A 13,248-nucleotide genomic window follows, 5' to 3' on the forward strand; every position below is an offset into this window, starting at 1 on the left:
GACGCCTATTGGGCTCCCATCAGGGCTTTCCGTACGGAGGCGTTCCGGCGGGCCGCACGCTTCGTCTCACCGGAAACCACCCGAACCGGTGAGTGTGACGGCATGTGCTCAGGGTGACGGGGTGTGACCGCCGATCACTTCGTCACCTGCGCGGCGAGATTGTCGAGCAGGGCGTCGTAGATCCGGGCGAGCCCCTTGGGCGCGAAGGTGCGCTCGAAGAATCCGCCGACGCCTGAGGCGCCCTGCCAGGTGGTGGTGACGACGACCTTGGCGCGCTTCTCGCCGGCCGGGGTGACGACCCAGGTGGTCACCATCGAGGAGTTGCGGTCCTTCTCCACGAGCTGGCCGTCGGTCGGCTCGTCGACCTCCAGCAGACAGTCACGCACCCGCTTGCTCGTGGCCTGGAGCTTCCAGTGGACGAGGGTGCCCTTGCCGTCGCCGCCCTCGCGGACCTCGTACTCGCTGAAGTGCTCGGGCAGCAGCTGCCGGCGCGTGCCGGAGTAGTCGGCGAGCGCGTCGAACACGTCCTCCGGGTCTGCCGCGATCTCGCGCTGCGTGGTGGCCTCGACCTGACCCATGTGTGTCTTCCTCCAGTACTCGGCTGCCGGTCCTGCGATCCGCCGCCAAGCCAACCACCCCACGGCGGCGCGCCCAAATTCAGGGCCACCGAACCACAAGGGAACACAGGTTCCATTGTGGCGTACGGGGGCTCTGCAGGGTCCGGAAGGAGGCCCGGTGCGCTGGGACCACCTCGGCGAAAGCCGGTCCGCGCCGTTCGGTACGGACATCGTCAGCCGGACGATCGACACCCCCGAATGCCGTGGGATCACCGGTTTTGTGCCGGACGGGGCCGAGGACGCGTACGAGGCCGGCGGCCGCAGCGTTCCGGAGTGCGCTACCGGCGCCCGCTGACGCCGGAACCACCGCCACCGGGGCCCTCGCCCCGCACGGGGGCCTGAGTCCGCCCGCCGTCTCCCGCGCCGTCCGGCCCGTCGCCCTTCTCCTGGGAACCGACGCCCGCCGCCACCTCCTCGTGCACCCCCAGCCGCGCCAGTGACGCCGCCGCGGCGGCCGCCAGCCGGGGATGTCCGACGGCGGCGGTGAGCGCGGGAACCGCGCGCCGGTCGCCCAGCGCGCCCAGGCCCTCGACACAGGCGAGCGATACCCGCCAGTAGGGGTTGTGCGGGGTCAGCAGCCGCTCCAGGGTCGCGATCAGGGCGGGTACGGACTGCGGTGCGCGGAGTTCGGCCAGCAGCCGGACCGGATGCAGGGCGTAGGCGGTGCGCAGCGGGTTGGTGGCGAGCGCGGCGGCGGCGCGGGCGGTGCGGGGGTCGCCGAGACGGCCCAGGGCGTGCGCGGCGGTGGCGCAGCGCACCGGTTCGCGGTAGTTCAGCAGCAGTACGAGCGTCTCGAAGGCCCGCTTGTCGCCGGCGCAGCCCAGGATGAAGGCGGCGATCTCCCTGGCCCACAGCGGACGTTCGACGGCGACCAGCATCCGGGCCAGTTCCTCCCGCCCGGCCGGGGTGTTCTTGCGGGCCAGCCCCAGCAACCGTTCGTAGGCGACCAGATCCTGTGGGGAGCGGAGCTCGGCCCGCACCCGGTCCGTCAACTCGTGGAATTCCTCTTCCATTTGCCGCTCCCCTCCCGCCGGGCCGCCCCGGTTCCCGCGACGTGGCCCGCACCACAGCCTAATGACCCGCGCCACCCCTGGCGCTCCGGTTACTCACGGGTTAACCTGCTGGAACGAGCAGCACCACTGTTCGGGCGGCCTGGTGACGCAGCCGCCACAAAGTGAAGTCGGTTCGGCACCGCACAGCACAACAGCAGTACGGAGAACACGGCACGGCCCCGGGACAGGGCCGCCGCGTCTCCCACACCGCCGGCGCTCCCGCAGCGCCGCGGCCCCCGCGGCTCACCGCCGCTGTCCGGCCGCTGCGCGTACGACAGCTCTCGCGCCGCGCGGACACCCCTCAGTCGTCACTTCTCCCCTGCCCTCAGGGGAACACCCTCAGGAGTCTCGCGATGGGCCCTCAGTCCACCCCTGATCTCTCAACTGAAGCCTCCCCCCTGTCCCTTTCCACCGTCGCCGTCGTCGGCCTGGGCACCATGGGCACCGGCATTGCCGAGGTGCTGACCCGGGCCGGCCGCGAGGTGATCGGTATCGACACCGACGAGGCCGCCGCCCGGCACGCTGTCGCGGCCCTCGAATCCGCCACCGCCCGTGCGGTGCGGCGCGAGCGCATCACGGAGCGGGAGCGGCAGGACATCCTGGCCCGGTTCCGTACCTTCACCGATCTGCAGGCCGCCGCGGACGCCGACCTCGTCATCGAGGTGGTGCCCGAGGACTACGAGCTGAAGCGGCAGGTCTTCGCCGGGCTGGACGCCGTGGTGCGTCCCGACACCATTGTGGCCACCGGCACCAATGCGCTGTCCGTGACCCGGCTGGCCGCCGACTCACAGCACCCCGAGCGGGTGCTCGGGGTGCACTTCTTCAATCCCGCGCCCGCCATGAAGCTGGTCGAGGTGGTCTCTTCGGTGCTCACCGCGCCCACCGCGGTCGCCGCCGTCACGGAACTCGCCCGCGACCTGGGCAAGGACCCGATCGCGGTGGGCGACCGCCCCGGATTCGTCGCCGACGGCCTGCTGTTCGGCTATCTGAACCAGGCCGCGGCGATGTACGAGGCCAAGTACGCCACCCGCGAGGACATCGACGCCGCGATGCGGCTGGGCTGCGGTCTGCCCATGGGCCCGCTGGCACTGCTCGACCTGATCGGCGTGGACACCGCCCGTACGGTCCTGGAGGCGATGTACGCCGAGTCCCAGGACCGGCTGCACGCCCCCGCGCCGATCCTCGGCCAGCTGACCGAGGCCGGGCTGACCGGCCGCAAGGCGGGCCGCGGCTTCTACACGTACGACGCCCCCGGCTGGGGGCACCTCCCAGCGGTAGCCGGTGGAGCCACGGTCGTGCCGGACGCGGAGAGCCCGGCGGCCGCCGATGAGCTCGCGGGCGGGCGGACGGTCACCGGCGTCGGGGTGGCCGGTTCCGGGACGATGGCCAGCGGTATCGCCGAGGTCTTCGCCAAGGCGGGCTACAAGGTCGTGCTGGCCGCCCGCAGCCTGGAGAAGGCCGAGCAGGCGAAGGCCAGGATCGCCAAGTCGCTGGGCCGCTCGGTGGACAAGGGCCGGCTGACCGCCGGGGCCCGGGACACCGCGCTCGCGGCGATCACCCCGGCCGGATCGCTCGACGCGTTCGCCGATGTCGATCTGGCGGTCGAGGCGGTGGCCGAGGACCTGGCGGTCAAGCAGGAGCTGTTCAAGACGCTGGACAAGGTCTGCAAGCCGGGCGCCGTCCTGGCGACCACCACCTCGTCCCTGCCCGTCGTGGCCTGCGCCCGCGTCACCTCGCGCCCGCAGGACGTCATCGGGATGCACTTCTTCAACCCGGCGCCCGCCATGAAGCTGGTGGAGGTGGTCCGTACGGTCCTGACGGCCGACGACGTCCACGCCACCGTGCGGGCCGTCTGCACCAAGGTCCGCAAGCACCCGGTGGACTGCGGGGACCGGGCCGGATTCATCGTGAACGCGCTGCTGTTCCCGTATCTGAACAACGCGATCAAGATGGTCGAGGAGCACTACGCGACCCTGGACGACATCGACGCCGCCATGAAGCTCGGCGGCGGCTACCCGATGGGCCCGTTCGAACTCCTCGACGTGGTCGGCCTGGACGTGTCCCTGGCCATCGAGAAGGTGCTGCACGCCGAGTTCCGCGACCCCGGGCTGGCCCCGGCGCCGCTGCTGGAGCACCTCGTCGCCGCGGGCTGCCTCGGCCGTAAGACCGGCCGCGGCTTCCGTGAGTACGCCCGGCGCTGACGCGTGGCGGCACTCCGGCCCGGCCGGGGGAGGGTGGGGTGGACTGCTGGAACCCGACGGCGGTCCACCCCCGCTCACAGGGGCACAGGCTGCACCTCATGCCGCAGGCCGCGTAAATATGCAGTACCGTCCCCACATGTCCCAGCCCGCTCGTAACCAGCTCACCGACGCCGACACCGTCACTCCCGGTACCCGCCGGGCGGCGGCGCAACGGCTCAAAATGCGCCGCGAATTGTCGGCGGCGGCGATGGAGCTGTTCGCGACCAAGGGCTATGAGGCGACGACGGTCGATGAGATCGCAGCCGCCGCGGGCGTCGCCCGGCGTACCTTCTTCCGCCACTTCCGCTCCAAGGAAGAGGCGATCTTCCCCGACCACGACGACACCCTCGTCCGCGCGGAAGCCGTCCTGGACGCCGCCCCGCCGCACGAGAATCCGCTGGACACGGTCTGCCGCGGCATCAAGGAAGTCATGCGGATGTACGCGGCCTCCCCGGCCGTGTCGGTGGCCCGCTACCGCCTGACCCGCGAGGTGCCCACCCTGCGGGAGGCCGAGATCGCTTCGGTGGCCCGCTACGAGCGGCTGTTCACCCGCTATCTGCTGGGCCACTTCGACGAGGGCGCACACCGCGAGGGCGACGACGATCCGCTGCTCGCCGAGGTCGCGGCGTCCGCCGTGGTCACCGCGCACAACCATGTGCTGCGGCGCTGGCTGCGGGCCGGCGCCCAGGGCGATGTCGAGGCGCAGCTCGACCATGCCTTCGAGATCGTCCGGGAGACCTTCGGCGCCGGCATCGGCGCCGGCCGCACCGGCAGCGGGGAGAACCCCCCGGCGGCCGTCTCGCGGGAGGGCGAGGTGCTGGTCGCGGTGGCCCGCACGGACGCACCGCTGGACGAGGTCATGCGCACCATCCGCAAGGCGATCAAAGAACACAAGTAACGGTCATCCGGCCGCAACCGGACATGATCGCGGCCCGGCACCCCTGAGCGGGCCGGGCCGCGACACGAATGGCGTAACGCCCTCCCCGCGCACGCTGCGCGCACACCCCGTTTCTTTGCGTCATTACCACGCCTCCCATCGGCCATCTTTTGCTCATGCGTGCCGCCCGGATGACATCTGAGAGAAATTCTTGGCACTCAGTGTCTTGTCGACTGGCACGCGGTGTCATACGTTGAGAGTGTCCGGGCGGCCGGCGTGCTGAGAACCAACGCGCGCCGGCTGTCCCACCAGCCCTACGTGGCTGTCCGCCCGGATGCCTGCGTCACAGGCACTTCCCAGCTGCCGCTGGGCATCGCGCCGCTTTGCTTCCAAGGCCCTTGTCACAAGCAAAGGCGAAGCGGAGCCGGCGCTGCCAGGCTCCGCGGCCGACGGCTCTGCAACCCCCGCAGAGGCGACGGCAACGGTGCCACCCCGGCCGAACCGACGGCACCACCTCCCGCACCACCCCCGACGTTCCCTCAAGCCGTTTCCCCTCAACGGTTCCCCAAGCTCTCCACTTCGGTCGAGCAGGGGAGGCCCCAACCGCCGGAGGCACCCCGTGAACGAAATCCTGGACGCAATCCTCACGCCTGACACCACCAGCGCCGACTTCGCCGCGCTGGCCCTCCCCGAGTCCTACCGCGCGGTGACCGTGCACAAGGACGAGGCCGACATGTTCGCCGGCCTGGAGACCAAGGAGAAGGACCCCCGCAAGTCGCTGCACGTCGATGACGTGCCGGTGCCCGAGCTGGGACCGGGCGAGGCGCTGGTGGCCGTGATGGCCTCCTCCGTGAACTACAACTCGGTCTGGACCTCGATCTTCGAGCCGATGTCGACCTTCGGCTTCCTGGAGCGCTACGGCAAGCTCTCCCCGCTCACCAAGCGGCACGACCTGCCGTACCACGTCATCGGCTCCGACCTGGCCGGTGTGGTGCTGCGCACCGGGCCCGGCGTCAACGCCTGGGGCCCCGGCGACGAGGTCGTCGCCCACTGTCTGTCCGTCGAGCTGGAGTCCTCCGACGGCCACAACGACACCATGCTCGACCCCGAGCAGCGGATCTGGGGCTTCGAGACCAACTTCGGCGGCCTGGCCGAGATCGCGCTGGTCAAGTCCAACCAGCTGATGCCCAAGCCGAAGCATCTGAGCTGGGAGGAGGCGGCGTCGCCCGGTCTGGTCAACTCGACCGCGTACCGCCAGCTGGTCTCCCGCAACGGCGCCGGGATGAAGCAGGGCGACAACGTCCTGATCTGGGGCGCGAGCGGCGGGCTCGGCAGTTACGCCACCCAGTTCGCGCTGGCGGGCGGCGCCAACCCGATCTGTGTGGTCTCCTCGGACCAGAAGGCGGAGATCTGCCGGAAGATGGGCGCCGAGGCGATCATCGACCGCAACGCCGAGGGCTACAAGTTCTGGAAGGACGAGCACCACCAGGACCCCAAGGAGTGGAAGCGCTTCGGCAAGCGCATCCGCGAGCTGACCGGCGGCGAGGACGTGGACATCGTCTTCGAGCACCCCGGCCGGGAGACCTTCGGCGCGTCCGTGTACGTCACGCGCAAGGGCGGCACCATCGTCACCTGCGCCTCGACCTCGGGCTATCACCACGAGTACGACAACCGCTACCTGTGGATGTCGCTGAAGCGGATCGTCGGCTCGCACTTCGCCAACTACCGCGAGGCGTGGGAGGCCAACCGGCTGATCGCCAAGGGCAAGATCCACCCGACCCTCTCGAAGACGTACACCCTCGAGGAGACCGGGCAGGCGGCGTACGACGTGCACCGCAACCTCCACCAGGGCAAGGTCGGCGTGCTGGCGCTGGCCCCCGAGGAGGGCATGGGCGTGCGCGACGAAGAAATGCGCGCCAAGCACCTCGACGCCATCAACCGGTTCCGGAACGTCTGAGGCAACTCGGACTCCCGGACCACGAAGATACGAGCCTGATATGACTGAGCGTCAGAAGGATCGTCCGTGGCTGATGCGGACCTACGCCGGCCACTCCACCGCCGAGGCCTCCAACGAGCTGTACCGGCGCAATCTCGCCAAGGGCCAGACCGGTCTGTCGGTCGCGTTCGACCTCCCGACGCAGACCGGATACGACCCCGACCACATCCTCGCCCGCGGCGAGGTCGGCCGGGTCGGGGTCCCGGTGTCCCACCTCGGCGACATGCGCCGGCTGTTCCAGGACATTCCGCTGGACCAGATGAACACCTCGATGACCATCAACGCGACGGCCATGTGGCTGCTGGCGCTGTACGAGGTGGTCGCCGAGGAACAGGGCGCCGACCTCTCCAAGCTGGCGGGGACGACGCAGAACGACATCGTGAAGGAATACCTCTCGCGCGGGACACATGTCTTCCCGCCGGGGCCTTCGCTGCGGCTGACCACCGACATGATCACGTACACGGTGGCGCACATCCCCAAGTGGAACCCGATCAACATCTGCAGCTACCACCTGCAGGAGGCGGGCGCCACCCCGGTCCAGGAGATCGCCTACGCCATGTCCACAGCCATCGCGGTGCTGGACGCGGTGCGGGACTCCGGGCAGGTACCGGCGGAGAAGTTCGGCGATGTCGTGGCCCGTATCTCGTTCTTCGTGAACGCCGGTGTCCGGTTCGTCGAGGAGATGTGCAAGATGCGCGCCTTCGGCCGCATCTGGGAAAAGATCACCCGCGAGCGCTACGGCATCGAGAACGAGAAGCAGCGCCGGTTCCGCTACGGCGTCCAGGTCAACTCGCTCGGACTGACCGAGGCGCAGCCGGAGAACAACGTCCAGCGGATCGTCCTGGAGATGCTGGCCGTCACGCTCTCCAAGGATGCCCGTGCCCGCGCCGTGCAACTCCCCGCCTGGAACGAGGCGTTGGGGCTGCCGCGCCCGTGGGACCAGCAGTGGTCGCTGCGCATCCAGCAGGTCCTGGCGCACGAGAGCGACCTGCTGGAGTACGAGGACATCTTCGCCGGCTCGCATGTCATCGAGGCCAAGGTGGACGCCCTGGTCACCGAATGCCTCGCCGAGATCGAGCGGATCCAGGAGATGGGCGGCGCGATGGCCGCCGTGGAGTCCGGCTACCTCAAGTCGCAGCTGGTCTCCGCGCACGCCGAGCGGCGGGCCCGGATCGAGGCCGGCGAGGAGAAGATCGTCGGCGTCAACTGCTTCGAGGGCACCGAACCCAACCCGCTCACCGCGGATCTCGACACGGCCATCATGACCGTCGACCCGGCCAACGAGGCACGGGTGGTCAAGGCGCTGCACGACTGGCGGGACAACCGCGACGAGACGCGCGCCCAGGAGGCACTGTCAGCCTTGAAGAAGACCGCCGCGGGCGACGGCAACCTCTTCGCGGCCACCGTGGAGTGCGCCCGCGCCGGGGTGACGACCGGCGAGTGGGCCTGGGCACTGCGGGACGTCTTCGGCGAGTTCCGGGCCCCCACGGGCGTCTCCAACGCCCCCCTGGCGGTCGCCGCCGAGGAGGGCACCCCGCTCGCCGCGGTCCGCGAAAAGGTCGCCAAGACGGCGGCCGAGCTCGGCAGCGGCAAGCTGCGGCTGCTGGTCGGCAAGCCCGGCCTGGACGGGCACAGCAACGGTGCCGAGCAGATCGCCGTACGGGCCCGGGACGCCGGTTTCGAGGTGATCTACCAGGGCATCCGGCTCACCCCGGAGCAGATCGTCTCGGCCGCGGTCGCCGAGGACGTGCACTGCGTGGGCCTGTCGATCCTGTCCGGCTCGCACGCCGAGCTGGTGCCGGACGTCCTCGCCCGGCTGCGCCGCACCGGCATGGACACCACTCCCGGACCCGGCAGCCCTCCCATACCCGTCATCGTCGGCGGCATCATTCCCTCCGCCGATGCGACCGCGCTCCGGGAAGCCGGAGTGGCGGCCGTGTTCACCCCCAAGGACTTCGGTATTACGGAGATCATCGGCCGTATCGTCGACGAGATCCGGAAAGCGAACCAGCTCGACCCCCTGGAGGTCCCCGCATGACCCAGGCCCACCCCGCGGTGAACCGCCTGCGCCCCCGGCGTTCCTGTCTCGCGGTTCCCGGCAGCAACCCGCGCTTTCTGGAGAAGGCCCAGGGCCTCCCGGCCGACCAGGTATTCCTGGATCTGGAGGACGCCTGCGCGCCGCTCGCCAAGGAAGGCGCCCGGCACCACATCGTCGAGGCGCTGAACGAAGGCGACTGGAGTGGCAAGACCCGGGTCGTACGGGTCAACGACTGGACGACGCACTGGACGTACCGGGACGTCATCACGGTCGTCGAGGGCGCGGGCCCGAACCTCGACTGCCTCATGCTGCCGAAGGTCCAGGACGCCCAGCAGATCGTGGCGCTGGACCTGCTGCTGACGCAGATCGAGAAGACCATGGGCTTCGAGGTCGGCAGGATCGGCATCGAGGCGCAGATCGAGAACGCCAAGGGCCTGGTGAACGTCGACGAGATCGCCGGTGCCTCGCCGCGTCTGGAAACCATCATCTTCGGTCCGGCCGACTTCATGGCGTCCCTCAACATGAAGTCCCTGGTGGTCGGCGAGCAGCCGCCCGGTTATGGGGCGGATGCCTATCACTACATTCTGATGCGCATTCTGATGGCGGCTCGCACCTACGATCTGCAGGCGATCGATGGCCCTTACCTTCAGATCAAGAATGTTGACGGCTATCGCGAGGTCGCCGGCCGCGCCGCCGCCCTCGGGTTCGACGGCAAATGGGTGCTGCACCCCGGTCAGGTCGAGGCCGCCAACGAGGTGTTCTCCCCCTCCCAGGAGGACTACGACCACGCCGAGCTGATCCTGGACGCCTACGAGTGGCACACCTCGGAGGCGGGCGGGGCCAGGGGTTCCGCGATGCTCGGCGACGAGATGATCGACGAGGCGAGCCGGAAGATGGCACTGGTCGTCGCCGGCAAGGGCCGGGCCGCCGGCATGACCCGCACGTCCACATTCGAGGCCCCGGAGGCATAAGCACCATGCAGTTCGGCCGTACCTACGAAGAGTTCACCGTCGGCGACGTGTACAAGCACTGGCCCGGAAAAACCGTCACCGAATACGACGACCACCTCTTCTGTCTGCTCACGATGAACCACCATCCGCTGCACATGGACAGCAATTACGCGGAGCGGACGACCGATTTCGGCAAGAACGTCGTCGTCGGCAACTACATCTACTCGCTGCTGCTGGGCATGTCGGTGCCCGACGTCTCCGGAAAGGCCATCGCCAATCTGGAGATCGAGTCGCTGAAGCATGTGGCGCCCACCTTCCACGGCGACACGCTCTACGGCGAGACGACCGTCCTCGACAAGACGCCGTCCCGCTCCAAGTCGGACCGCGGCATCGTGTACGTCGAGACCAAGGGCTACAAGCAGGACGGCACCCTGGTCTGTGTCTTCCGGCGCAAGGTCATGGTCCCCACGGCCACCTACATCAAGGAGCGCGGCGGCGAGCAGCCCGGCCGCCCGGAGCTGCAGGCCCCTCCGGCCAAGAAGGAGAAGTAGCCATGACCCGTCTCGCGCAGACCGAGGGCCTGACCGACATCCAGCGGGAAATCCTCTCCACCGTCCGCGACTTCGTGGACAAGGAGATCCTGCCGGTCGCCACCGAGTTGGAGCACCGCGACGAGTACCCGTCGCAAATCGTCGAGGGCCTGAAGGAACTCGGCGTGTTCGGCCTGATGATTCCGGAGGAGTACGGCGGTCTGGGTGAGTCCCTTCTCACCTATGCGCTGACCGTCGAGGAGATCGCCCGCGGCTGGATGAGCGTGTCGGGCATCATCAACACCCACTTCATCGTGGCGTACATGCTCAAGCAGCACGGGACACAGGAGCAGAAGGACTACTTCCTGCCGAAGATGGCGGCCGGTGAAATCCGCGGCGCCTTCTCGATGTCGGAGCCGGCGCTGGGCTCGGACGTGGCAGCCATCACCTCCAAGGGCGTGCGGGACGGCGAAGACTATGTCCTCAACGGTCAGAAGATGTGGCTCACCAACGGCGGTTCGTCGACGCTGGTCGCGGTGCTGTGCCGGACGGACGAGGGCCACCCGGAGGGCACCGCTCCGCACAAGTCGATGACGACCTTCCTCGTCGAGAAGGAGGCCGGCTTCGGTGAGGTGCGGCCCGGACTGACCATTCCGGGCAAGATCGACAAGATGGGCTACAAGGGCGTCGACACCACCGAGCTGATCATGGACGGGCTGCGGATTCCGGCCGATCGGGTGCTCGGCGGGGAGACCGGACGTGGCTTCTATCACATGATGGACGGCGTCGAGGTCGGCCGGGTCAACGTGGCCGCGCGTGGCTGCGGTGTCGCCCAGCGCGCCTTCGAACTGGGGGTTTCCTACGCCCAGCAGCGGCACACCTTCGGCAAGCCGATCGCGCAGCATCAGGCCATCCAGTTCAAACTGGCCGAAATGGCAACAAAGGTCGAAGCGGCGCATGCGATGATGGTGAATGCCGCTCGCAAAAAGGACTCGGGTCAGCGAAACGACCTCGAGGCGGGCATGGCCAAGTACCTGGCCTCCGAGTACTGCAAGGAGGTAGTGGAAGACGCGTTCCGTATCCACGGCGGCTACGGCTTCTCCAAGGAGTACGAGATCGAGCGGCTCTACCGCGAGGCCCCGATGCTCCTGATCGGCGAAGGCACCGCCGAGATCCAGAAAATGATCATTGGGCGACGGCTACTCGAGGAGTACCGGATCCAGGGGTGAACGTCCCGTTTGGGTTGCTTTGGTCTAGACGAAGATCACACCCCGTCATCGTTCTTCGGCCACGGATTGGCTCTGGCTCTTGGCCAGTTGCCGCCCGCAACCGATAGCATCCCCGGAAAGCCGCCGTCCCCCGTATCCCTACGCGGCATCCTCCGCTACGAAGGTCATCCATGCCCCACAGCCAATCCTCTGCACAACGCGGTCGCGTCCGCCTCGCGCGCGGAGCGTCGCCGTGGCTCCTGCCGACCGTTGCCACGGCAGCGGTCAGCCTCGCCCGGTCCCGCCGGTCTGGTCGCTGGGCCGCCGTTGCCGTGCCCACCACCGCACTGGCGGCGGGCATGCTGTGGTTTTTCCGCGACCCCGAGCGGGAGATCGCTCAGGGCCGTGTCATCTCACCGGCCGACGGCGTGGTGCAGAGCATCATGCCGTGGAAGGACGGGCGCACCCGCGTCGCGATCTTCATGAGCCCGCTGAACGTCCACGTCAACCGTGCGCCGCTGGCCGGCACGGTGACGTCCGTGGAGCACATCCCCGGCGGATTCGTTCCGGCGTTCAACAAGGAGAGCGAAAACAACGAGCGGGTCGTCTGGCACTTCGACACCGAGCTCGGCGACATCGAGATGGTGCAGATCGCCGGCGCGGTGGCCCGCCGCATCGTCCCTTACGTGCCCGAGGGCACCAAGGTCGAACAGGGCGAGCGGATCGGACTGATCCGCTTCGGCTCGCGCGTCGACGTCTACCTCCCGGAGGGCGTCGAGGTGGCGGTCGAGGTCGGCCAGGCGACCACCGCGGGGGTGACTCGTCTTGACCGTGATTGATCCCGAGACACAGGCGGGCTGGGCGCCCGAGACCGACGAGGACGAGGACGACATGCCGCTGTCCACGCGGCTGTCAATAGCGGACACCCTCACCCTCGGTAACGCCATCTGCGGCTTCATGGCCGTGTACTTCACCACCACCGGGGTCCTGATCCCGCATCTGACCGGCATGGACGACGGCGGGATGGCCCGGCACAGCGCCGCGATGGCCGTCATCCTGATGCTGCTGGCGTCGGTCTTCGACCTCTTCGACGGCCTGGTGGCGCGCAAGCTGCGGGCCTCGGCGATGGGGGCCGAGCTCGACAACCTCTCCGACCTGATCAGCTTCGGCCTGGCACCCGCGTACTTCGTCGTCACCTGGGGCATGGTCACCCAGGACGCCAACCAGCGGGTGTCCGTGGTCGCGGCCGTCGTGGTGCTGCTGGCGGTGGTGCTCCGGCTTGCGCGGTTCTCCTGCGTGCCGATGCGCGACGGCATGTTCCAGGGCATGCCCGGCCCGTTCGGCGCCCTGACCGTCGTCGCCATCGTGCTGCTGGAGCTGCCGTTCCTGCCGACGCTGCTGGCGATCATCGGGGTGGCCTGGCTGATGGTGAGCCGGGTCGAGTACCCCAAGCCGCGGGGGCGGCTCGCGGTGGCGATGCTCAGCTGGATCGTGCTCAGCATGGGCATGCTCACGGCCTGGGCCCTGGACGCCCCGGGCGGCCAGCTGCTGCTGCAGACCGGCTGTGCCCTGCAGGTGGTCCTGGGCGCGATGATCCCGTTGTTCGCGACGGCCCGGCGGGTCAACACCTTCCGCGACAACCGCCGCGAGTCGCGGGCCGAGTCCCGCGCCGCACAGCTTCCCTAGCGGAACGCGCCCAACGCCGCGGGCCCCGAGCGAGTTCTTCGCCCCGGGCCCCCG

12 protein-coding genes are annotated in these 13,248 nt (G+C 69.1%); 10 read left to right on the forward strand and 2 right to left on the reverse strand.

Annotated features, from left to right (window positions below; translation table 11 throughout):
- Positions 1-134: 134 nt before the first annotated feature.
- Positions 135-578, reverse strand: coding sequence for an SRPBCC family protein (locus ACWGJY_RS20340; RefSeq protein ID WP_453262202.1), 444 nt, complete (start codon positions 576-578; stop codon positions 135-137).
- 157 nt (positions 579-735) lie between these two features.
- Between ACWGJY_RS20340 and ACWGJY_RS20345 the strand changes: the two genes are divergently transcribed.
- Positions 736-912 (forward strand): hypothetical protein, encoded by a 177-nt coding sequence (locus tag ACWGJY_RS20345; protein ID WP_453262203.1) that lies wholly within the window; start codon positions 736-738, stop codon positions 910-912.
- Here ACWGJY_RS20345 and ACWGJY_RS20350 read toward each other — a convergent pair.
- Positions 896-1,630, reverse strand: coding sequence for a HEAT repeat domain-containing protein (locus tag ACWGJY_RS20350; RefSeq protein ID WP_453262204.1), 735 nt, complete (start codon positions 1,628-1,630; stop codon positions 896-898). The two genes, ACWGJY_RS20345 and ACWGJY_RS20350, sit on opposite strands and share 17 nt — an antisense overlap.
- Before the next feature lie 392 nt (positions 1,631-2,022).
- On the opposite strand from ACWGJY_RS20350, the gene ACWGJY_RS20355 reads away from it, so the two are divergent.
- The 9 genes from ACWGJY_RS20355 to pssA all read left to right on the forward strand — a co-directional run bounded on the left by ACWGJY_RS20355 (position 2,023) and on the right by pssA (position 13,194).
- The gene (locus ACWGJY_RS20355) at positions 2,023-3,870 is read left to right on the forward strand and encodes a 3-hydroxyacyl-CoA dehydrogenase family protein (protein ID WP_453262205.1); all 1,848 of its coding nucleotides are present in this window, start codon (positions 2,023-2,025) and stop codon (positions 3,868-3,870) included.
- 136 nt (positions 3,871-4,006) lie between these two features.
- The gene (locus ACWGJY_RS20360; RefSeq protein ID WP_453262206.1) at positions 4,007-4,807 is read left to right on the forward strand and encodes a TetR family transcriptional regulator; all 801 of its coding nucleotides are present in this window, start codon (positions 4,007-4,009) and stop codon (positions 4,805-4,807) included.
- A gap of 598 nt (positions 4,808-5,405) precedes the next feature.
- Positions 5,406-6,743 carry a crotonyl-CoA carboxylase/reductase gene (ccrA, locus tag ACWGJY_RS20365; protein WP_453262207.1) on the forward strand — a complete coding sequence of 446 codons (1,338 nt, stop codon included), beginning with the start codon at positions 5,406-5,408 and terminating at the stop codon, positions 6,741-6,743.
- A 40-nt stretch (positions 6,744-6,783) separates the two neighbouring features.
- On the forward strand, positions 6,784-8,820 hold the full coding sequence (locus ACWGJY_RS20370; protein WP_453262208.1) for a protein meaA: 2,037 nt from the start codon (positions 6,784-6,786) through the stop codon (positions 8,818-8,820).
- On the forward strand, positions 8,817-9,791 hold the full coding sequence (locus ACWGJY_RS20375; protein ID WP_453262209.1) for an HpcH/HpaI aldolase/citrate lyase family protein: 975 nt from the start codon (positions 8,817-8,819) through the stop codon (positions 9,789-9,791). Before ACWGJY_RS20370 ends, ACWGJY_RS20375 begins: the two co-directional genes overlap by 4 nt.
- A gap of 5 nt (positions 9,792-9,796) precedes the next feature.
- Positions 9,797-10,321: a MaoC family dehydratase gene (locus tag ACWGJY_RS20380; protein WP_453262210.1), complete on the forward strand. Its 525-nt coding sequence runs from the start codon at positions 9,797-9,799 to the stop codon at positions 10,319-10,321.
- Between the two features lie 2 nt (positions 10,322-10,323).
- Entirely contained in the window at positions 10,324-11,529 is a 1,206-nt protein-coding gene (locus ACWGJY_RS20385) for an acyl-CoA dehydrogenase family protein (RefSeq protein WP_453262211.1), read from the forward strand.
- A 170-nt stretch (positions 11,530-11,699) separates the two neighbouring features.
- Positions 11,700-12,347 carry a phosphatidylserine decarboxylase gene (locus ACWGJY_RS20390; RefSeq protein ID WP_030079423.1) on the forward strand — a complete coding sequence of 216 codons (648 nt, stop codon included), beginning with the start codon at positions 11,700-11,702 and terminating at the stop codon, positions 12,345-12,347.
- Entirely contained in the window at positions 12,334-13,194 is an 861-nt protein-coding gene (gene pssA, locus ACWGJY_RS20395) for a CDP-diacylglycerol--serine O-phosphatidyltransferase (protein ID WP_453262212.1), read from the forward strand. The genes ACWGJY_RS20390 and pssA overlap by 14 nt, the downstream gene beginning before the upstream one ends.
- The last annotated feature ends 54 nt before the right edge of the window (positions 13,195-13,248 follow it).

The organism is Streptomyces sp. NPDC054765 (assembly GCF_053612065.1).

What these genes read in the sequence shown, in the direction of transcription:
- ACWGJY_RS20340 (WP_453262202.1), bottom strand. Translation starts at nt 578, where the DNA reads ATGGGTCAGGTCGAGGCCACCACGCAGCGCGAGATCGCGGCAGACCCG.
- ACWGJY_RS20350 (WP_453262204.1), bottom strand. Translation starts at nt 1,630, where the DNA reads ATGGAAGAGGAATTCCACGAGTTGACGGACCGGGTGCGGGCCGAGCTC.
- ACWGJY_RS20355 (WP_453262205.1), top strand. Translation starts at nt 2,023, where the DNA reads ATGGGCCCTCAGTCCACCCCTGATCTCTCAACTGAAGCCTCCCCCCTG.
- ACWGJY_RS20360 (WP_453262206.1), top strand. Translation starts at nt 4,007, where the DNA reads ATGTCCCAGCCCGCTCGTAACCAGCTCACCGACGCCGACACCGTCACT.
- ACWGJY_RS20370 (WP_453262208.1), top strand. Translation starts at nt 6,784, where the DNA reads ATGACTGAGCGTCAGAAGGATCGTCCGTGGCTGATGCGGACCTACGCC.
- ACWGJY_RS20375 (WP_453262209.1), top strand. Translation starts at nt 8,817, where the DNA reads ATGACCCAGGCCCACCCCGCGGTGAACCGCCTGCGCCCCCGGCGTTCC.
- ACWGJY_RS20380 (WP_453262210.1), top strand. Translation starts at nt 9,797, where the DNA reads ATGCAGTTCGGCCGTACCTACGAAGAGTTCACCGTCGGCGACGTGTAC.
- ACWGJY_RS20385 (WP_453262211.1), top strand. Translation starts at nt 10,324, where the DNA reads ATGACCCGTCTCGCGCAGACCGAGGGCCTGACCGACATCCAGCGGGAA.
- ACWGJY_RS20390 (WP_030079423.1), top strand. Translation starts at nt 11,700, where the DNA reads ATGCCCCACAGCCAATCCTCTGCACAACGCGGTCGCGTCCGCCTCGCG.